General features: G+C 51.2%; 15 protein-coding genes and 2 pseudogenes. 7 read left to right on the top strand and 10 right to left on the bottom strand.

The features are described 5' to 3' along the window. Positions 1-206: 206 nt before the first annotated feature. The 3 genes and pseudogenes from DXT74_RS18160 to DXT74_RS22930 all read right to left on the bottom strand — a co-directional run. Positions 207-665 (bottom strand): annotated as a pseudogene (locus tag DXT74_RS18160) (IS3 family transposase); the annotation flags it as partial. Between the two features lie 79 nt (positions 666-744). Continuing rightward, entirely contained in the window at positions 745-1,986 is a 1,242-nt protein-coding gene (ltrA, locus tag DXT74_RS18155; RefSeq protein WP_194426681.1) for a group II intron reverse transcriptase/maturase, read from the bottom strand. A gap of 514 nt (positions 1,987-2,500) precedes the next feature. Next, positions 2,501-3,174: pseudogene (locus DXT74_RS22930) on the bottom strand (IS3 family transposase); the annotation flags it as partial. Positions 3,175-3,473: 299 nt separating this feature from the next. On the opposite strand from DXT74_RS22930, the gene DXT74_RS18140 reads away from it, so the two are divergent. The 5 genes from DXT74_RS18140 (at position 3,474) to DXT74_RS18120 (ending at position 10,196) form a co-directional block, all read left to right on the top strand. Then, positions 3,474-7,187, top strand: a complete 3,714-nt coding sequence (locus tag DXT74_RS18140) for an autotransporter outer membrane beta-barrel domain-containing protein (RefSeq protein WP_194428128.1) — start codon at positions 3,474-3,476, stop codon at positions 7,185-7,187. Positions 7,188-7,405: 218 nt separating this feature from the next. Beyond that, entirely contained in the window at positions 7,406-7,939 is a 534-nt protein-coding gene (locus DXT74_RS18135) for a hypothetical protein (RefSeq protein ID WP_194426679.1), read from the top strand. 598 nt (positions 7,940-8,537) lie between these two features. After that, a complete protein-coding gene (locus DXT74_RS18130) occupies positions 8,538-9,122 on the top strand; it encodes a hypothetical protein (RefSeq protein ID WP_161523462.1) in 585 nt (194 codons plus the stop codon). Positions 9,123-9,290: 168 nt separating this feature from the next. Beyond that, positions 9,291-9,566 (top strand): hypothetical protein, encoded by a 276-nt coding sequence (locus DXT74_RS18125; protein ID WP_194426678.1) that lies wholly within the window; start codon positions 9,291-9,293, stop codon positions 9,564-9,566. 219 nt (positions 9,567-9,785) lie between these two features. Beyond that, positions 9,786-10,196 carry a DUF805 domain-containing protein gene (locus DXT74_RS18120; protein ID WP_196783787.1) on the top strand — a complete coding sequence of 137 codons (411 nt, stop codon included), beginning with the start codon at positions 9,786-9,788 and terminating at the stop codon, positions 10,194-10,196. A 240-nt stretch (positions 10,197-10,436) separates the two neighbouring features. Here the strand turns inward: DXT74_RS18120 and DXT74_RS18115 are convergent. Both DXT74_RS18115 and DXT74_RS18110 read right to left on the bottom strand, forming a co-directional pair. Next, positions 10,437-11,521 (bottom strand): IS3 family transposase gene (locus tag DXT74_RS18115; RefSeq protein ID WP_370551730.1). Its coding sequence is split into 2 segments (ribosomal slippage): positions 10,437-11,266 and positions 11,266-11,521, totalling 1,086 coding nucleotides; the frame shifts between segments, so codons are not numbered across the junction. Positions 11,522-11,804: 283 nt separating this feature from the next. Further along, entirely contained in the window at positions 11,805-12,767 is a 963-nt protein-coding gene (locus DXT74_RS18110; protein ID WP_161523466.1) for a bifunctional GNAT family N-acetyltransferase/nucleoside diphosphate kinase regulator, read from the bottom strand. A 435-nt stretch (positions 12,768-13,202) separates the two neighbouring features. Between DXT74_RS18110 and DXT74_RS18105 the strand changes: the two genes are divergently transcribed. Then, positions 13,203-13,682, top strand: coding sequence for a 3'-5' exoribonuclease (locus DXT74_RS18105; RefSeq protein WP_194426677.1), 480 nt, complete (start codon positions 13,203-13,205; stop codon positions 13,680-13,682). 11 nt (positions 13,683-13,693) lie between these two features. Here DXT74_RS18105 and DXT74_RS18100 read toward each other — a convergent pair whose 3' ends face one another. Further along, positions 13,694-14,053 (bottom strand): helix-turn-helix domain-containing protein, encoded by a 360-nt coding sequence (locus DXT74_RS18100; RefSeq protein ID WP_194426676.1) that lies wholly within the window; start codon positions 14,051-14,053, stop codon positions 13,694-13,696. A 578-nt stretch (positions 14,054-14,631) separates the two neighbouring features. Here DXT74_RS18100 and DXT74_RS23235 point away from each other — a divergent pair. Then, positions 14,632-15,294, top strand: a complete 663-nt coding sequence (locus DXT74_RS23235) for an AbiEi antitoxin N-terminal domain-containing protein (RefSeq protein WP_161523470.1) — start codon at positions 14,632-14,634, stop codon at positions 15,292-15,294. A 59-nt stretch (positions 15,295-15,353) separates the two neighbouring features. Here the strand turns inward: DXT74_RS23235 and DXT74_RS18090 are convergent, their stop codons facing one another. From DXT74_RS18090 to DXT74_RS18075, 4 genes are read right to left on the bottom strand one after another with little or no spacing between them, the layout of a single operon-like run. Next, positions 15,354-15,812 (bottom strand): hypothetical protein, encoded by a 459-nt coding sequence (locus DXT74_RS18090; RefSeq protein ID WP_194426675.1) that lies wholly within the window; start codon positions 15,810-15,812, stop codon positions 15,354-15,356. A gap of 35 nt (positions 15,813-15,847) precedes the next feature. Next, a complete protein-coding gene (locus DXT74_RS18085; protein ID WP_194426674.1) occupies positions 15,848-17,875 on the bottom strand; it encodes a hypothetical protein in 2,028 nt (675 codons plus the stop codon). Continuing rightward, entirely contained in the window at positions 17,872-19,467 is a 1,596-nt protein-coding gene (locus DXT74_RS18080) for a tyrosine-type recombinase/integrase (protein ID WP_194426673.1), read from the bottom strand. Before DXT74_RS18080 ends, DXT74_RS18085 begins: the two co-directional genes overlap by 4 nt. Beyond that, entirely contained in the window at positions 19,464-20,660 is a 1,197-nt protein-coding gene (locus DXT74_RS18075) for a site-specific integrase (protein ID WP_194426672.1), read from the bottom strand. Before DXT74_RS18075 ends, DXT74_RS18080 begins: the two co-directional genes overlap by 4 nt. Positions 20,661-20,821 lie beyond the last annotated feature (161 nt).

The raw sequence follows: 20,821 nt of genomic DNA, 5'->3' as shown, positions 1-20,821 counted from the left end.
TTTTTCCGCACAGGTCAGGTAAATCCTGATTGGTGTTTTGATCCCAATGCTAGACGGAGACGCCGGTTGTTGTAGAGACCGATCTGTAGAAATTCAGACTTGATATGACCGTCAGGCCTTGCCGGAAGGTGGGGTTACCGGTTTTGATAAAGGTGCGAATTTTCATCAAAACAGCGCGCAAGCGCAGGTGAATCACCCCGGCTTCTCTAGACACTCTTGAGCCGTTGGAAATATTGCTTCTCAAACTCGACCGGCGATAGTCCATTTGCGGAACCATGCCGGCACTTCGGGTTGTAGAACATCTCGATGTAATCGAAGATGTCTCGTCGGGCTCCCTCCCTGTCGTGATAGGTTGTTCGCTTGATACGTTCCCGCTTCATCAACTGGCAGAAACTCTCCGCCACTGCATTGTCGTGGCAGTTCCCACGCCGACTCATGCTGAGTACCAAGCGATGGGCCTTCAGAAAGTCCTGCCAGTCGTAACTACTGAACTGACTCCCCTGGTCGGAATGCACCAGTACCTCCTGCTTTGGCTGGCGTCGCCATACCGCCATCAACAAGGCATTCAGCACCAGCTCCCTATGCATCGACCAGCCAATAACCTGCCGCGAGAACAGGTCGAGCACCACCGCCAAGTACAGCCACCCTTCATGCGCGCGGATATACGGGTGAGTAGACCGGGGGAATTTCGCCCCCAGCCCCTCGCAGAACCGGACGTGAGCCTCTCGACTCATCCGGCTCCCATCATCCAACCGTAGGTAAACATCCCATTTCCCAGTGCACAAAGGCTTTGGGGAAACGACGCGCAAGTCGTCCAAGGGCATGTCTCGCTCGCGTTTTATGGCGAGCAAGCGTCTTGTACTTTCGCATCATCAAGCGCACCAGATAGTCGTTCATGTGTTTCCAGATCACCGACATCGCCGATCCATGGAAGCGACCGTAGTACTGCTGCCATCCCCTCAGGACCGGATTGAACATCGCCGCTAGGTCGTGTACCTCTCGGTGACACATCAGTTGCAGGTGCCAACCCCGGATAGTCTGCCGCATTGCCTTGAGGGCATCGCGGCAGACTGCCGGCGCAAAGTTCACGTAGACCCGCTGATACTTGTCTACCGCTTTACGCGGTCTGAAGGTATATCCGAGGAAAGTGAACTCCACGTCCGGATGGGCTGCCGGTCGATTGACGTCCTTGCAGTAGACGATCCTTGTCTTGCCCGGATGCAATTCAAGCCCGCACTCGCGGAACCGCGCACCTATCCTGTCTAACGCCAGTTTGGCTTGCGCCAAGCTCTTGCAGTGAATCACCCCATCATCGGCGTAGCGGCAGAACCGCACGCTCTTGAGATTCCGGGTGACCCAGACATCGAAGGCGTAGTGTAGGAACAGGTTGGCCAGCAACGGGCTCACGACACCGCCTTGTGGCGTGCCGCGCGTCCGTTCCAGGAGTTCTCCGGCTGCAGTCTGCATTGGCGCTTTCAGCCAACGCTCCACATACAGGAGCACCCACGAGGTCTGGCAGTGCTTCTTGAGCGCGCGCAGGAGTAGATCATGATCAATGTTGTCAAAGAGACCTTTGATATCAAATTCCACAACCCAGTCGTAGTCCCAGCAGCGCCGCCTCACCAAGGCAATCGCATCGTGGGCAGAGCGCCCAGGACGATAGCCATAGGAATTCGGATGGAACATCGGATCGATTTTTGGCTCCAGTAGGAGCTTAACCGCAGTCTGTGCCACCCGATCAGCTACGGTGGGAACTCCCAACATGCGCACACCACCTGACTTCTTTGGAATCGGAACCCCTTTGACTGGCAGCGGGAAATAGCTGCCGGAGCAGAGTCGATTCCAGAGTTTGTACAGGTTGTCGCCCAAGCGGCTCTCGAATTGCTCAATCGACTCGCGGTCGACGCCTGCGGCGCCGCCGTTCGCCTTAACACATTGAAATGCTTTCCAGATTAACGCTTTCGGAATGTCAAACGGTTTGGTCATGAGATCGTGCTCCTCCTGCTTGTGCAGTTGACACCACCGCTGACCAGGATGACGCAGCCCCTTCGCTCCACCGCCATTACAGCGGCCTCAACACTACTACGAGCTGCTCCGCCCCTTGATGGCGCATCGCTATTATCGGCCTTGCCTTTCGGGCTTGCACCTTTCGCTTGGCATCGCCATCGAAGGTTCCCGCAGTTCAACGTAAGAGCCCGAATCAGGCTGACGCTGCCTCTATGCCGGACACCGACGGGACCGTAAGCAGGTATCGTCCCGACTGATCGCGGGGCAACATCACTCCCCGGTTTTGATGTCATCTGAGTACTTTCGACACTTGAACGGCAGTTCACGGTTGTTCGTCTTCCATAATCCATACCTGACATCTTTACGACGCCTTTTCCATGACGCTCACGACCGGAGCTTTTGACCCAAGCCGCTCATGGTGGTTTGCCACCCGCTCCTGCAAGCCGATGGCGAGGGGCCATACCCTCATCTCTTACGCCGCTTGCTGCGGCACACTGATGTCGGTCACCCAGGCTTTATTCGGCGCATCCACGGTGAACTGGCGCTGCAGATGGTTCGGCGCTACCACCGCCGGACGGCCACTGTAATGTACAGAGCGTCGGTGGTAGCCCGTCTGCGAACGCAAGCCCTCCTGCTTCATTAGCCGTGCCTCACGATGTTTACCGCAGTGCTCTCCTTGAGCCTGCAGGTCGTCATACACCTTGTGGTAGCCATAGACACCGCCACTTCTAGCCAGGCTTGTTTGATTTGCCCCAGCAAACGCTGGTCTTCGCGGGCGCGGAGTGAATGCGGAGACGCTCTCCAGGCGTAGTAGCCACTGGGATGAACAGACATGACACGACACAGGCGTCGGATTGGAAACCGCTGCTCGTAGGCCCGGATGAAGGCATACCTTACCCGGACTCCTTGGCAAAGTATGCGACGGCCTTTTTTAGGATGTCGCGCTGCTGACCCGTTTCAGCTCTGCCTTAAGACGACGGATTTCGGCTTGCTGGTCCGCTGATTCGGCCGACGTGGCACGCTTGGGGTCGTAGCGTTTCAGCCATTGATACAGGCTGTGGGCAGATGCGCCGAGACGGTTGGCAACTTCAGCGACGGGGTAGCCCGCTCAGTGACCTGTTTGACGGCTTCGATCTTGAACTCTTCGGGGAAACGCTGCCTGCTCATGACACCTCCTTGTAGGGCCTAGTGTGAGGCTCACGAACTATCTAGGAAAGCGGGGGCGATTCAGTTCGGCATGTTTAAAATCGAATTCTTTCTATTTCTAATCTTTTGAATTTTAAAGAAAATCCTGGTTGCCGTTTAAGTGGTAGGGCTCGGTGTTGCTCTCATTCTTACAGGCTGAGCATGAGCAGTGGTTCCGTTGTAGAAGTCCAGTGTGTCTGGGTTGGCGGGATATTTCTGACGTAGTGGCCAAGCAGCTATCGCACGGTTTTTAGTCACCAATATTCATTTTGGACAATCAGATGAACAAGATTTACCGTGTTATTTGGAGTGCAGTCACCCAGCAGTGGGTGACTGTTTCGGAACTCGCTCCCGCGCGTGGCAAGAGTCGCTCGGCAGTGTGTGCTTCAGTTGTTGCGCTGACCCTGGGTATCGGCGCCTCTTTTACCTCTAATGCGATGCCAGTGGTAATAGCCAAACCTGGAGAAGCAGTTGAACTGGGAGAGACAGTTGTATCTTCTGAGGGGGGGAGCATTCGTGCAGATTCTACGGTACAGGCGAGAGGTGTGGATGCGATCATTATTACCAATGATACGACCATCACTGCCGATGGGCAGGCGGTGAGTGCCGTGTACGCCCTGAATGGCGGCAGAGTAGAAATTAATGGCGGTAAGTTGGTAACAGGAGAAAGCAATCGTCTGCGAGATTCTCACGCTGTTGTTGCGGGCTCAGATGGCAAGGTAGTCATCAAAAATGCCGAAATCAATACTTATGGTCAGAACGGGGCTGGGGCAAGCACAGAAGGAGGAAGTGTTGAGTTAACAGACACTAAAATTAAAACAGCTCTGGGCCCTGGTGTAAGATCCACTTCAAAATCCGGCGAGCTTGTCATGAATGGTGGCAGTATTGATTCTGGAGGATATGGAGCATATGCCCAGTCTGGGGCCCAGCTAACATTGAACGATGTAACGGTTGTCAGCCAGGGGGTGGGTGCCCTGGCAAATAGCGGCTCGACGATTACTATCAATGGTGGCTCTTTTGAAACCAATGGTAACTATGCCTATGGTTTGTATGCTAACAATCCAGATAATAGCTTCATCGATTTGTCGAGCGAAAAGAAAACTGAAATTTTAACTTCAGGCGTTGGCTCTCACGGTGCTTATGCGCTGAGTAGTCGAATTAAACTAAATGGCGACTCTATAAAAACTACGGGCGATAATGCGTATGGCTTGTATGCACTGGGGAATAAAAAAGGAGATGCTGCTGTTATTAGTGCGGCACAAGCAGAGGTTGTCACGACAGGGGTGGGAGCTCATGCTGTGCGCGCTCTGAACAGCGATGCGATGGTTGAAGTGATAGGTCTTACTGTCGTAAAAGAGGACGGTTCGGAAGAGGTTAAAAAAAGTAGCATCACAACCACAGGTGAAAATAGCAATGGCCTGTACGCAAGTAGTGGTGCTTATATTAATGTGGCGCAAGCGACCATTACTACCAGCGGTGTCTCTTCTGCGGGGGCTGCGGCAACAACTGGCTCGAAAATTGATCTTAACAGCGTTGAAATAGTAACTACCGGCCAGGCTGCATCCGGTCTTTGGGTAGATAATGCTCAAATCAATGCCGATGATGTCACGATCAAGACCTATGGTGAGCCGGGTAAAAGCACGGCTTCCACGGGGGCATCGCTATTTAATGGCGCAAGCTTGTTGCTTAGTAATAGCAGCATCGAAACACTGAAAGATAAGGGAATGGGAGTGGATGTTTTGTCTGGTTCAAATGCCACTCTGATTAATTCCAGCATAACCACCCATGGCGATTTGAGCACGGGCGTGGCGGTATGGAACGCCAGCGCTAATCTGGATCAGGTTGTCATCAACACGAGCGGCCAAAACGCACGCGGCGTGGTGTCCAGGGGCGATACGGCTTCTGTGCTAGTTGCTGGATCTACCCTCAACACAGAGGGACAAGGTTCGTATGGCATTCATGCCACCGAAGGCGGCAAGGCATCGGTTAATGGCAGCCAGCTGCAAACGGCCGGCGATCAGGCGTATGGCGTTGCAGCTATTGAGAACTCTGCCGTCCAGTTGAATGACAGCACGGTGCGGACGAATGGCGCTAGCGCCAGCTTGTATGCAAAGCAGGGCAGCCGCATTGATATGGAGGGCGGCTCGATTGTTGCTAACCATGCCATGGGCCGCGCCATTGAGTTCTCGTCGCAGCAAGGGCTGGAAGATGTGATTCGCCTGGACGGTACTCAGGTGGCCGCCGTAGGCACTGCCATCTCTGCACATGGTGATGGCGTGTCGCGTCTGGAGCTGGCCAACAGCACGCTGGCCAGCGCGTCCGGTTCGCTGCTGTTGGTAAACGAAAGTGGTGTTGATCAGCGCTTTGTCCTGGATGCCTCGAATAGTCAGTTGAGTGGCGACGCATGGGTCGATGCGGCTTCCCAAGCGGAAATCAACCTCGCCAAGCAATCGAACTGGCAGGGCAAAGCAAGCGGCCTGGGTGCGCTTAGCGTGTCGGAGGATAGTGTTTGGAACATCACCGGCTCGTCCGATGTGGCGGCGTTGAACCTGCAAGGCACCGCGGTGTTTGCAGCGCCGACTAGCGGTGATTTCAAAACGCTGACGGTAAAGAGCGACTACGTGGGCCAGAACGGCACGGTGGTGCTGAACACCTATATGGGCGACGACAGCTCGGCAACAGACAAACTGATCTTTGATGGTGGCGCGGTTACGGGTAACACCAACTTGGTGTTCAAGCATGCGGGCGGCGATGGCGCACAAACGCAACAAGGCATCCGCGTGGTGGAAACGCAAAACGGCGCGACGACGACCGCGGAGGCTTTTGTGCTGGACGCGCGTTCGGATGGTTACCGCCAAGGCGTGGGCACGCTGGCGCACGGCGCGTATGACTACACGCTGGCGCGTGGCGGCAATGGTGGAGAGACCGAGGATTGGTATCTGGTGTCGGCCATAGCACCGGCTAATCCGCCGGAAGAGCAGCCTGGGCCGCCGGAAGAGGAGATCGCTCCGCCTGCGCCGCGGCAGCCGCCTAGCGTGAGCGAACCGGTCTATCGTCCAGAAGTGGGCGGCTATCTGGCCAACCGCCAGGCTGCACTGAACATGCAAGTGCATACGCTGCGCGAACGCCAGGCGCAAGCGCCGGGTGTGGGCGGTAACGGTGGCGAGCCGAGCAATAACAGCTGGTTCCGCATAGCGGGCTCGCAAACCGATTGGGATGCCAATGGTCTGACGGGCAATGGCACGGAGCAAGTGGTGCACTTTGGCAGCGATGTTGCCCGTTTCAGCGCTGGCGCGAATGGCAAAGTCCACCTGGGTGTGATGGGTCAGTACTCGCGTCATACCGGCTCGGTGGACAATGGCTGGTTGAGCGCCAGCCACAAGGCGGATGGCGTCAGCGGCGGCGTCTATGGCACGTGGTATGGTCATCAAGACGAGCTCTCGGGTCCGTACATTGACACCTGGCTGATGTATGGCCGGTTCAATAACCAGGTTCAGGGCCAGGGTCTGAGCGGGGAAAGCTACCACTCGCAGGTGTTCACCGGTTCGGTGGAAGGGGGTTACTCCTTCAAGATCGACGAGCGCCCGGGGGCGCAGGTTTATCTGCAGCCGCAGGTACAACTGATCTACTCGGATTACCGGGCGGATGATCATAAAGAATCGACCGGCACGATGATTTCTGGCCAATCGATGGGCACGGTTCTGGCGCGGCTGGGTGTGAGGTTGCAAGGAGACTTCCAGAATGAGGCGAAGCAAACGCGGATGCGTCCGTTTGCGGAGCTGAACTGGTGGTACAACAACCGTGGCTCGCAAGGGATGAATTTCGATGCTCAGCAGGTGAGCCTGGATCTGCCATCGCAATACGGCGAATTCAAGGTGGGCTTGCAGGGCAACCTGTCGAAGCGGCTGGAAGTCTGGGGCAGCGCGGGGGTGAAGACGGACATGTCTTCGTTCACGAAGGGCAGCCTGCAGGGCGGTGTGAAATACAACTGGTAAGGTAGTTTGCCAAATCAACCCGGGGTTCGCCCCGGGTTTTTTATTGGGTAGTCGTTTATGTTAGAAATATCTAAAAAAGACTATGGTTTTATTTAAATATCTCGTTTAAGTTATGCTCACAAAGCGTCGCGCTTGTGCGATGTGAAGTTCCTTAAAATATTCAGGCGGCTAGAATTGGTGGCCGAAATAAATCTCACTCGTATGTTGAAGGTTTTGCAATGTCGATACAAGTCGATTTAAAACACGGCAAGCTGAATGGCACTAATGTGTCATTGTGTTTTAAAAATATGTTTGCTCAGGTTCAGGTTTTTCAAGATGGGAATTTTGTAGGAAAAGAAACGTCAGGCAAGAAATTTTTTGCAAAACATAAATATAAATACCACGTAGTAGGAGGCGACGGAGAAATAGTTGTTATTGAACTTGTAACCTCTTCTTTCTATGACCTTATTCCCAGCGTAAGAGTAGATGGAGAGAGTATAACTGTAGTGCCAAAGTTGAAGTGGTATCAGGTGTTTTTTATAATGATTCCATTTGTTTTTATTGTAGCAGGGGGGGCTTTGGGTGGCCTTGCTGGGGGAGGGGGGTTTTACGTTAATAGGTGGATTATGCGAAGTGGTATGAAAGGAGTGGGCAAGTATATCGCTGCGCTAGGAGGGTGTTTTATGACGGGGGTTCTGTATATATTGCTTGCTTCGGCGTTTGTCACCGTCATGCATATGAATGGAGTAGATGTTGACAAATATATGAAATAGTTTTTTGATGAAAATCTCTTTGTGCAGGAGAGCTAGGGATTGAAAGAGGACTTAATGCCGCTCTGTTTGGAGAGAGGGAAGAAAGCCTTCTCAGAATCTGCACAACAGTGCCACCCAAGAAGCGCAGGGTATAGTTCTACATATTTAATTAACCGGAACTATCTAATAATTTTTATTGTGGTGTGCATTAGGCGGCAGATATAACGCAACTCAGATATCGACATGATGGGGCCGCTAACTCTCTTGAATATCAGTTTTTTTGAATGTTGTTTTATTATGCACGTCGGTTGATAGTGCACGCCCGTAGCATCTTTGCCCACCTAATAAGTGGGCTTTTTTGTATTAATTCAACAGTGGTTTTATGTGTGGCAATAGGGTTGGCGATTAATGGGCTGCCAAAGTGTCGATACAGAAATGGGTTGTCAGAGTCGTAGAGATAGTCCGATAGAAGCTTGATGGGTGTGTGTGCTTGGGAGGAATTTTTTATAGCACTTTCTAAAATTTTCTATTGAGCCAGACAGTGTGATTATTTATTATCGTCAGCGGTTCTTTTTTGAGGTCATGCCTTTTTAAATATAACTGTGAATAGGGTCAATAAATGAGTTTGCGCTTTGTCTTGGCTTTAGTGGGTATGGTATCTGCTTTTACGCTTGCTGCTTGTAGTGGTGATGTAAGTAAAAACGATACCAAAAAAATAAATGCTAGCAATGCTGGTGCTGAAAACAACCAAAAGGGGGTTGCTATTTTAAACGGCAAGGCAGAAGTAGCCATGCCTAAAGAATTTACAAAGATGCCCCAGTCCATTTTAGACGTTAAATACCCAGCAACGAGTAATAGACCTCAAGAAGCGTGGTTTGATGCTGAGGTAGACGGTAAAGTCTCGTTTGCTTTTAATTTGACCAATACATCGGCCAAAGAGGAGCAGTTGCCCATGCTGGCAGAAGCATTGCAAAATCAAATGAGCGCATATTCTCCAGTTGTAAAAGATGTAGAAGTGAATGGCAAGAAAATGATGCGCCTTGAAATGACTACACCTGCGGGCGATGATATTAATATTTTTAATGTCATGCAGATATCTAGTCTCGATGGAAAGCTATTAATATCAACGTTTAATGTGACCGAAGATATGAAGAAAAAATATGCCGAGATGGGCAAGCAAGTTCTTTCAACTTTGGCATATTAAATCATGGGGTTTTTGTAATATTTACTTCAAGGAGGTTCGTGCAGTAATAAGTTATTGTAGTGAAAAGTAGTGCGTGATCTTTGTTTCTCCTCCACGGCTTTGCGCGCATATTTATATGCGCGCTTTTTTTTAGCGATGTTTGAAAATAGATGAAAAGGATTTTTTGATATGTGGTATGCAATTGTTTCATTTTTAATATGTTTTTTTTCTGTTGTTTATCCTGTAACCACTCTTGGTTTTTATGCTAGCTTTGAAAGTTCTCATTTTGGAGTGTCGTTGCTTTTTTCCATAGTTGGCTTAATCTTGGCAGCCATTTCAATAGCAAAAAATAAACCATTGGGTTGGCTGGCTAAAATAGGGGTGGTCTATGCATCCTCTGCCTATACAATTGTTATTTATGTGTTGGCCTTTAGATTTTTTATTGCTAGCATGGATTATCTGTAAGCGAGCCGCCTTCAGCTTGGCGTAACGGAATGATATGTGAAACATAGTCTGTACTTTTTCGAAAATAATTTATGGAAATGTTTTTCACAACTGATTATATTGTGCCCTTAGTTTCTTGATGTGGTGAAGACTTTTTGATATGCATCATACTGGAAGGCGTATTTTAGATTGTTTTTGCCGATCAGGAGTGTATTGTTTGCGTAATAGATGGAGTGTGTCGTGACAAATAAAGTTGTTGTAAGTCAAAACCAAGGTCGTGATTTGAGCTCATTCGGCTGGTTTGTTTTTGCACTAAAAAATATTGCAAATTTTAACGGGCGAGCCAGGCGGAAAGAGTTTTGGTATTATATGTTGTTTTCAGGTGTGGCAACCATGTTGATTTCTTTCGTTTCACAGGCGATTGCATTGTCTGTTCTAGGTTCACAGGAAATTGGTGGGGTTGTTACGCTTTTTATTTGCCTTCCTTTGAATTTTGCCGCATTCAGTGTTTTTATTCGTAGACTTCACGATGTAGGCCGTAGTGGTTGGTGGGTGTGGGTGCCTATAGCCCCCCTTGTTTTTGCTTTTTTTGATTCGGAAGCAGGAGCGAATCAATATGGCCCAAGTCCGAAATATGATTTAGTTAATTAAGCTAAAGGAGGGTCTGAACAACCGACTGCATAAGCAGAAATGCAATTTCTCGCAGGCGCTTCGGCAGTAGGCCCGCCGATTTCAGGCTGCCCGTCATCAGGATGACCGGTCTCTCCGGTCATCCACCCCTTACGCCTCCAGCCAGCAAGGTCTTTCGCGCCAGCCAGATATTGACCAACCCAAACAATGTCATTGACCTCCTCCCGACTAACCGAGCGGTCTAAGCTGGAGATTTCCGGCTTAAAGATGAGTAAGTCGGAACTCGCTTGGGGTCTGGTCGCCCAGCGAACTGTGAGGCCTGAATTCGTTGTAATCCTGTCGCCAACGCTCGATTTTGTCACGTGCGTCATCCAGCGACAGAAACCAATGCACATTCAGGCACTCATCCCGCAGACTGCCATTAAACGACTCGATAAAAGCATTATCCGTCGGTTTTCCTGGCCGCGAGAAGTCCAGCGTGACACCTTGTTGGTATGCCCATTGATCCAGCGCCATCGATATAAACTCGCTGCCATTGTCGACCTGAATCCGTTGGGGTGTCCCGCGCAAGACTTGAACATGCCGCATCGTAGCCACCACGTCCGCGGCTTTCAGCGCGAAATCCACCGTGATCGCCAGGCTCTCCCGGCTAAAATTATCCACTACAGTTAAGGCCCAGATTTTCTGGCCGTTGAACAGCTGATCGGCGACGAAATCCATGCTCCAGCAGGCATTCAAACTGGAGACCGCCGGCCGGGCTTGCCGGTGCGCGGCCGCCACTCGCCGCTTGGGCCGTTTGCGCCGCAGGTTCAGACCTTCCTCGCAGTAGATCCGGTAGGTCTTCTTGTGATTGATCTGCCAGCTCTCACGTCGTAGCAGGACGTGGATGCGGCGCGCGCCATAACGAATACGCGTGGCGGCGATCTCGCGGATCCGCAGCCGCTCCGCGCGATCGTCTCGAGGATGAGGGCGATAAAAATAGCTAGCTTGCCGTAGTTGAATGACTGCGGTGGCGCGACGGATGCTGACGCGGTACGCGTCAATCAGGAAGTTGGCCAACTCGCGCTTGCGGGCCTGCCTCACAGCTTTTTTTGGATGACTTCCTGCAGCATCTGCTTGTCCAGGCTCAGGTCAGCGACCATGCGCTTGAGGCGGGCGTTCTCTTCTTCCAGTTGTTTCAGGCGGCGCAGCTCGCTGACACCCAGGCCGCCGTATTTCTTCTTCCAGTTGTAGAAGGTGGCTTCAGAGACACCCATCTTGCGGCAGACCTCGGCGACGGTGGTGCCGGATTCCGCCTGGCGCAATGCGAAGGCGATCTGTTCTTCGGTGAACTTCGATTTTTTCATGACAAACCTCCTGCCCGGATGGGCTTAAATTTGCCAGAAATCTCTACTTTTCGCCGCTACGTTTTTGCGGGAGGAGGTCACCGAACTAGACACTGCTGTGGCCTGTGCAAAGTCTTGGCGCTGCTGAGCATGTAATGTCCAGCTAGCCGTTGGCAGTAGTCCGGTCGTAGGTAGTGAATGGTGTGGCCTTTTGCGGGCAGTCCGCATCAAGCTTGGAAAACGATGCCCCTTCTTTTGGGGGCACCCTCACGCCTGATGGACGCATACTGAGCCAAAGGCGCAATTACAGATGGAAATCGCCCGCTGCCTCCGGCTGGTAGAGCACTTTTCTGATCTCGATCCGGCGAGTCCGATCAGACACTCGCCAGTCGATGGTGTCTCCCTCCTGATAGCCCAGGATGGCGGCGCCGATATCGGAACACACGGAATGCTTTCCAGCCTTGCTGTCAGCGTCTTCAGGGTAGGCCAAGGCAACTTCGATCTCCTCGTCGTCTAGCAGCAGCAAGGCCCTAGAGTTCATCGTGACGACATTACATGCCACCTGCTGCGGCTTGACGACAATGGCTCGCTCAAGCTCATGTTCGAGCTCAACAATGACCGGGCCTTGTTCGAGTACGATCAGGCTCTCGAGCCTGGCCTTGTCGATCTCAGTGATGTAGATCCCTGTGGAGTCGTCAACTGCGCCTTCGCGCAAGAGCTGGCGATAGCGTCCTGCCGTCATGGAAAATGACTTCAATGCCGGCGTTTCGCTCTCAAGCAGAAAGCCGTTGCGCTGAAAGGCTCTCAGCGAGCGCGCGTTGTCCGGGTGGATCTTGGCGATAAGCTTCTCGGCCCGCATGTCGAGGAAGGCCAGCTTCATGCCTTCGCGGATTGTGCTGGCGCCAAGGTTGCGGCCCCATTTGTTGCGGTCCCCGATGACCAGAACCATTTCGCAATTTGCGCCGCTCTTGATGAGACGGACAAAGCCTACTGGGGCGTCATGCCGGTCATTGGCCATGAAGAATCTGCCGTCCCGGTTGAATAGATGGGTCAGGATCGGTAATGGAGCCTGATCGATGGCTTGCCCGATGAAGCGTGAGGTATGACGCGAGTCGCTCAGGTAGCAGGTGACGGACTCGTCCTCCAACCAGTCCATGAGCTTCAGCGCGTGTGCCCGAGTAATTTCAGGGCACAGCGAAATGAAAGGCTTGTTCATCTTCACCACACTTGTCTGTAAAGAATGAAAGCCCTTCATGGCTATCGCCATGACGGTTCTTTCGGCAACTGGCTATTCTAAGACATAACACGGGTAATGCCGAATTGCCTGGGCGAATAGGATCTTCTTATCCGTTCCAGGTCGAGAGCGAAAGCCATATCGCATATCGGATGCTCGGCGTCGAAGCTTGCGGTTGCAGCCTGAGAAAGGTGTTGGGGATCGTTCAGCACATTATTGCTCATCGCCTCCTGAACGGAGGTGCCGTAGATACCAATTGCCGAGAAGAGGGTGGACATCGCCAAGTGTGCGTAGATTAGTTCAGCGTTGGCTGTTGATCCTGGATCTGTATGGTTTGCCCGGGCTGTGCTTTGCGGCCACAACTCTCGTGGCTCAGGCTACTAACATGCAGGCTGCCAGTAGCTGATTGCTGCATATCTTTTATGCCACTAGTCTAGTGTGCGATCTAACCGATTTTGAGGGGCGAGTGTGTTGATCTTCTTGGATACTGAGTTCACGGACTTCATCGACTGCGAATTGATCAGTATTGGCATGGTTAGTGAGGATGGCCTGCATGTGCTCTATCTAGAAGTGCAGGACTTTGACCGCTTGAAGTGCAAAGCCTTTGTGCAAGCTGCTGTGTGGTCTCAGCTTGGCAAGGTAGATGGTGCGAGCATAAGCAAGACTGCTCTAGCCGGCAGGTTGCGCCAATGGTTCGATTCGCTGCCGCATGACGTGGTGTTGGCCTGTGACTCTCAGCATGACCGGGACCTGCTGGCTGATGTGCTTGATGGTACTTGGCCAGCAAATGTATCCGGCTGGCTTGATCTGTGGGAATACCAAGCCAACCCCGCATTTGATCGTGCCGCGGCTGCATACCATACAATGACGGGTCTGCCGTGGCATCACGCCTTGTACGACGCTTATGCACACCGGGCGGGCTGGCTTGCGGTATCGAATGCTGGCTAGAGGGGGGGGGCTCACTTCTTCAGGGATGGGGTGGCCTTGTGGGATGATAATGATTCTTCATTTTCTATGAGCAGTTGTACTTGCTCTTCAATTTCCTTCAGCAGAGTAGATACGCTTGCATGCTTACCTGACCGAACATACGCGAAGGTGAGTATTGCCAGTGGGTGCATATCGATCGCCGAGGCTATCTCGTCTAACTTCTCAATTGTTGGGTTTTTCAAACCTCGCTCGAGCGCGCTGACGTAGGTCCGGCTTGAGACTGTGTCGAGGGCTTCCTGCGAAACTCCCTTAGCGCGCCGTGCAGTGCGCAGTGCGTGTGCCAATCCGTCACGTAGAGACATGGGTTTTGTGATCTGTTCAAAACCCAGCATCTCGCCATAATGAACACTATAGGGCTACAATCTATAGTGTTCATTTTTGCTGGTGACTTATGTTTCTGACGAAGGAAGGTTGGCGTACAAACAACCCTGTAGTGCAAGCCATAGCACATCCCGATACGGCATGGGATGCGGTCTTTTTTGGACTGGTGCAAGCCACTTTTGTGGTCAGAGTGAGCCAAAACGACACAGCTGGGGGCATTGATGCGAATTGGTTGCTGGTGGCACGACCAGAAGTGCTAGTGCAGCTGATGGCATCAGCTCAAGTAGAGGTCGAAGATGTCATGGTTATGCTCCCGCCACAGGAGTCTAGTACTGGTCAGTGGATCTGTGAGCGGCTGATGTCGATAGTAGAGAAAACTGATCAGCGCGGAGTATTCCAGGAGTATTCGACCGAACACCGCACATTGAGTACCCGGTCGATTCACGGTGTCGCAGAGATAACATGCTCCTATCGTTGGAAAGAGCATGGGCAGTGGGCCCTAGCACAATAACTAGAGTTTTGCGACTGGTCCCGGCTGTCGAGACGGAGCAGCTTTGGTGGTATATACCAAGTAGATTGTTCAGAAAACATGCATGACGAGAGATCGATTGTTCAGCAGCTTATGTCAACCGCTCCACGAGGACGCCCCTTGGATACGGCTCTGCTCGCTGACCTTGGCATTAATGTCGACATATCCTCATCCCTTGCGGATAAAGGGTGGCTGACTGAGTTGCAGCCGCGGGTCTATTTGATGCGTGGCGATAGCCCGTCACTTGATGGAACGATTTGCTATTTGGCGACCCTTGTCGATGGATTGCACGTTGCAGAGAGAACGGCACTTTATTGGCGAGGGGTTCGGCACAATGTTTATTTCAGAGAACCAATATTTCTGTGGGGGATTGGGACACTGGAAATCCCAAGCTGGGCTACGCGTTTATTTCCAATCACCTACAGAAATGAAATTATTTTTGATGATCAGCTAGAGTATTCAACTTGTCTTGGTAGTGCTCCTGGTCGGCACCCTGAGGTTCTCGTATCGAGTACTGAAAGAGCTGTTTTCGAACTGGTATCCACGTGTCAAAAGCCAGATCTACATGAAGGCGTCAGAAATTTACTCGTGCTTCTTCGTAACATCCGGCTCTCAATTCTGCAGGATCTCGCGGGTCACTGTGTCCACCGTGATACTGTTCTGCTCTTGAAGGAACTCGCATATCAGGAGGGCTTGCCTTGGGCATCAAAGCTTAGTGGGTAGGGCAATGCTGCTTGTCGTCACTACTGTTGAGGAAGTGCCAGTGTAAATTGGAATCAGCCTCAGTTGCTTTTATCTTTCTTATGCTTATGCGGATAGTTCTTCAAAAGCGGGTCCGTCTGTTGACGAGATGGGGGAATGAGAGGCTGTTCCAATTGCTCTTGAGTAACGCCATAACGAATAGCGTTGCCTAAATAACGCAATAGTAGCTCATCGTATTCATGTAACCTGGCTTTTAGCTCCTCGTTTCCACTCTCCAATTGCTCCAGCTTCTGCTCAAGCACAATGTGTTCTGGTAGGCGCTGTGGAGGTTGTTTCCCGGTTTTGAGTTGATAGCGACAGGCCGCGATCTTATTTTCGTAAGCCTGCTTAATCTGTGGATGTGACTGAAGAGTTTGCCGGCTCCATTGATGATGTAACTCCTGCGCGACTAGGGTGACAATTCTTTCCCATGTTGGTGGCGCTGAATTTGCCCACTCTTTAATCAGGGCTGCAATATGCAGAATTTGTCGTTCGGTCAAGTGTCGTCGCTGGTTAGGTTTGCGAGGCGGCATTTTTATTCCGTTTCTGCTGAAATATAAGGTTTTGAATCGCCTAAATGAATTAGCGTACCGTCCGGTATGTTTTGATCGTTGTGCAAGGTAATAATTGTGTCCAGTCGGCTAAGTGCAATTTTTTGATGCTCAAGCCAATTATTTACTCCGTAGGCCTGTTCTTCCTCTGCAGACTCTGCCAGATTTAGCAGTACTTCTGTATCCTGTTTCAGGACAAGGGCGCGAGCCTTCTGATCTTCATTTCCTTTGTCAACTAAGTGTTCATCACATGTCATGCAAGACCGATGCTTCGGGCAGGGGAGGGCTGACCAATCGTGTAGGCAAATTCCTAGATCGGTTACGTGTGCTGTAGTTGTCAATGAGCTGATAAATTCTTCACGTCTTACCGGGTCTTTAATGCGAATGGTGGTGTCCTGCATTAATCCTTTTATTTCAATATTTTGTAGTTTTTTGTGAATGCTGGCTGCGAGTTGTACCCCGGTCATGTGGTTGTAGGCTGTATTTTGCCTGACATCCTTACGGCCCATCCAGCGTGCGATTTCTAGCTGAGAGAGCCCCCCCTCGTTAGCCAAGGTATTCAGCCAGTGGCGGAACTGGTGTGAGGTGATTGTGAGCGATTGGCCATTTTTTGCGTAATAACCTAGCCGGTCAAAAATTGATAAACCCATACTGCGACCCACGATGTAGTCACTTATCTGCCCATCAGTCAGCAATGTTGCCGTACCATTCAATGTTCCTCTTTGTGATCCCAGGAAATTAATGCCCACCACAAATAGACACTCAGACAGACCATAGTGCCCTTGTCCTTGCGGGAAAATGTCTTGCTGCTCGGACTGCAAGGCGAGATAAAATTCCAAGTCGCTTTTAACGATAGCTTGAGTTGAACGCTTTTTTCCATGCTTTTTAGCTAATGGTAGATTGGCTGCTTTGACAAACTGTTTGGCTGATCTGTAGTTCGCGAGGCCAACGATTTGTGCAACTTCTTCCATACTAAACAGAGAGTCTGGAGGCATAGAATGCCATGGTTCAGGTAGCAAAGTTTTATTCGGATTTCTCGCGATAAACTGAGCGATGGCCCAAAATGGTTCGGTAATGCGTTGAATGTCATTAATTGCCCGCTTGGCCACATCCACCATGACGGTTGGAAGCCATTTAGTTTGCGTCTCGGTGTGCCCCCCTTTTTCTGGGATGTAGCGTATCCCACAACGCACTGCAGGTTTTCCGTTCTGGTCAAGCAGCGGGACGTTATTCGTATCCTTCAGTTGTTCTTCCCGCCAGCATTCACGGGGTATGGTCAACAATTCGTTGATGCGAAATCCTCCACAGACAAGCAGATCGATTGCTCGTTGACGCAACAGATCACGATCTTCCAAATCCTTTCTATTGGAGATGTCCGCCAGGGCATTCATTACTTCTTCAGATGGTAGTTTGCGGTTGCGGTGTTCGTTAAATTCCTTGCCCACTCGAGCCCCGATGGCGCCGCTAGCGTCGCTATTGCGTGGCACCGGATTTTTCCAATCAATCCGTATAGGGACCAGGCGATGCTTGTCTAGTAGCTTGGCTATTTCCGAAAGTTTGATGCCAATGCGATAAGCTGAGGAGTGCTGCTCCGACTGCAAGCAACGGTTGATGGCGTTATCAAAGTCCGCAGGAACCAATGCCGTCGGTGTATTTCCTCTATCCCTTAGTGCCTCGAACAGGTAGCGCTGGGCACGTATTGCGACCATATGATCCAATGTCGCCAATCCTTTTTTCGCATGGCTCTCCCGGTAGCAAATAAAAGATTTCACGAATGAAGAAAAAGGCTCTGGAAATGGTTCCACGTTTTTTGCTGTAGTTTTTGTGGCGAAATTGGCATTGAACCAAATTCGTTCAATCTTGCGACCACTACTGGCTCGTGATTTTTTTGGCACTTCCCAGTACATGGCATCCCAATGGATTGGGCCAAAAGGAATATTGGAGCGGGAAGTGTCGATAAACTTTACCAAGTTGAGCTCGGCCGCCTTATACGCCGCGGTTTGAAATTTCATCGATCATCCTCCATGTTGCGGGACATTTGGCATTGCAGAACTACCTGAGCGACAGCGCGAATGGTGGTGTCATGCATTTGAGTCATTTTTGGATCAGCTCCACGTGAAAGATGCACTTCTCGATCAGCAATAAGCCAATCCAATACTGCTTCGTGCGGAGCATCGAGCCAGGCTTGAAATTTGAAACACGTATAGCAAGCGATGGGTGCCGATAAGCCACAGAAACCAAAACTGCCGCAGTTGCCGATGTTTTTCAGTTGAAGACCATGGCGGTCCAAGAATTTGATACGACTTGCTGGGTCATTGCCGCGGGTCGCTTCGCTTTCCGAGGGGATCAGCATGCCCATGAATGCCTGTGCCACAGGTGCAAGCCGTAGCGCCAAGGCCTTGTCTAGTCGTACGACAACATCCGAACGTGTATTGAAATACACCATGACGTGCTGGAGGTCCGTATGATCCAGAGCCTCAGCCAGCTCTATGGGGGAGGCTCCTTCTTGTACCAGGCGAGTTGCGAAGGTATAGCGTAAGCGGCGAGGTATCAGGTGGAGTGGTCCACCAGCTTCCGCTTTAAGCTCTAGGGTAGTTACGATATGGTAAAGGGCGTAATTGAACCACAGCGTACCTTTGCGATATGCTTCGGATTCGAAGTCGGTGCCAAGGAGAGCTGCTTTTGGGGCTTCCCGTCTAAATAGCGGCCGAGCAAAGCGGGTTGGATTGTGTTCTAGCATAGCCAGTCGTCTAGCGCGGGTATTTTGCTCGATCAATTGCTCTAGTAGCCGACCAATTTCAGGCTGCAGTGAGCGAGTTTTGAAGCCACTGCGCTCATTGACGTGGCCTTTTTTGATTCGTGGTAGACGGAGTTCATAAATGAAGCTACCGTCAGCCTGCTCTGTTCTGAGTAAGTCCTCCTCATTCAGGAGGCTGAGATTTTTGGGGTTTGTACCAAAGGCAAGAAACAACCATGCTGCTGCTAGCAAATCAACACCTAGTGTGGTGGTTTCACCTGCACGGTGGAGTTGTGCTATCAGGGCTTCTATTTCAATTTGGCGTAGGGGGCCCTCATTGGGATCGTCGCGTAATACGGCCGCACCTTTCAGATTGCCACCGATAGTGCAACTTTCTAGTTCTGCAGCAATTTCTTCATCAAATCCTTCGCATTGAGCATCAGTGCACCATAAATACCAACGCCGGTAAGCGTCTAGATAACTAGGAATGATACTTTCAGAAATGGTTTCTCCCAGATGCATATGAAGGGTTTTAAATAATTTTATATCATATTTTTTTATATCGTTGATATTGGTGATGGCATTATTTATGGCGATGAAGCATGCCTTTAACAAGTGGAATTGTCCAAAAATATAGCGCGGGCTACCTCGACGAATGAAGTTTCGGAAGTACGCCTCTGTGGATATTAATATTGGGCCTTGCTTTAATGGCATTAAATCCCAGTTCAATACCTCTGATGAACTCAGCCGCCACTTGGTGCCTGAGGTGTCAATGTTTGCACCTGCAAGGGAAATGATCATAGTCTCGTCATTTATCTCCCATGAGGTATCGGTGAAATTAAATATCGATTGCGTGGGGTGATTCATTTCTTCCAATCCTTCTGCTGCATTCGCAATAGTTTCTTGTTGGCGGCATTCTGGATGGCGCGTCTAGCATAGCGGAATGGCATCGTTGAAGTGGGGCTCCAACCCATCGCATATTTTTGATCGCGCAGACTTATTTCCGGATCACTGCCTTCTTCTTCACTCAATTCGACCCAGCGATCGTTCCAGTCGTGACGCAAAAGGTGATGGCACAGACCGGCCAGGATCGGATAATGGCGACGTAGCTTCTCAACGACTTTACGGAAACCGCGGCTGCCTAGCGGCTCACCACGATTATTGACAAAGAGGTATGGATGCTTGGCTGCCGCAGGAAACTGCTGCCGATTTGCCCGGTGGCGCGTGATCCATTCATCAAGCAAATCACGCAGCTTGGTATCAAGGAGTAGCAGGCGTCCGAAAGTCTTGGTTGCAGGTGCGGGGGTGCGGGGCTCTTCCGGATCATCGTGACGGCGATGAATGATGAGAGATGCTGGCTCGACACTGAAGTCCACATCCCTTGTCTTGAGCCCGAGTACTTCACCACCACGTGGACCAAGCTCAAACTCGAGTTGCAGCATGACGTAATTGCGAAATTGGAGCTGTGGCCTGAATGGGTTGTCACAACATCCAGGCTCGATGACCCGTAAGAACAATGCACGTTGCTCTGGGGTGAAGCCTAGGCGCTCTCCGGGGGCGACTGAAGCATCTCGCCGTCCTGGTGCCGGTGCGACGGTGCGTGCGCGCTGGAGAAAACTCTGCAAGGCTCCCAATGCGGCATCTCGGCGTGAGTCGTCAACGATCCGCGAAATGATGGGTTCGGATATCCAGCGAATGTAATCGGTAGCTACCCGAAACCGTAGCGCTGCATAGCCAGGGCCGACTACGCGTTGTGTCCCATTCTTCTGCGCCCGGCGACAATAATCGGATAGGGCTACCAACTCCTCTTGGCTTAGGAACTGACGCTTGGCTGCCCGTTCGTCAAGTTGGATACCATGCTTAGCAAAGAAAGTGTAAGCAAGGGCTAAGGCGGAGAGCCGTTGGCGGATGCTGCTGACTTTCAGGCCCTTTGGCCGGAACTTGGTCAGGACATAACGGGTTGCGAGGGGAACCGGTAGTCCGAGAGGGCCTCCGGACACGAGCAGGGGAATGCGCTCACCGGACTGCATCCGTACTTCTCGAATGGAAAACGTGGTCACTGCACTTCTCCTGACTCATCAGATGACAGGACTTTACGGCAGTGCCATGGTTCCGGTGATGCAAATTTTGATAGTAAAGAAAAAGACCGAGAAAACAAAGCACAATCTACTGATTACACTGAGTTTTTTCGGTCTAACTTAACACTCTAATATATGGTTCC

Source organism: Chromobacterium sp. Rain0013, assembly GCF_015291765.1.
GTDB lineage: Bacteria > Pseudomonadota > Gammaproteobacteria > Burkholderiales > Chromobacteriaceae > Chromobacterium > Chromobacterium haemolyticum.
The sequence above is the reverse complement of the archived record's forward strand: the minus strand, read 5'-3'. Positions and strand labels throughout refer to the sequence as shown.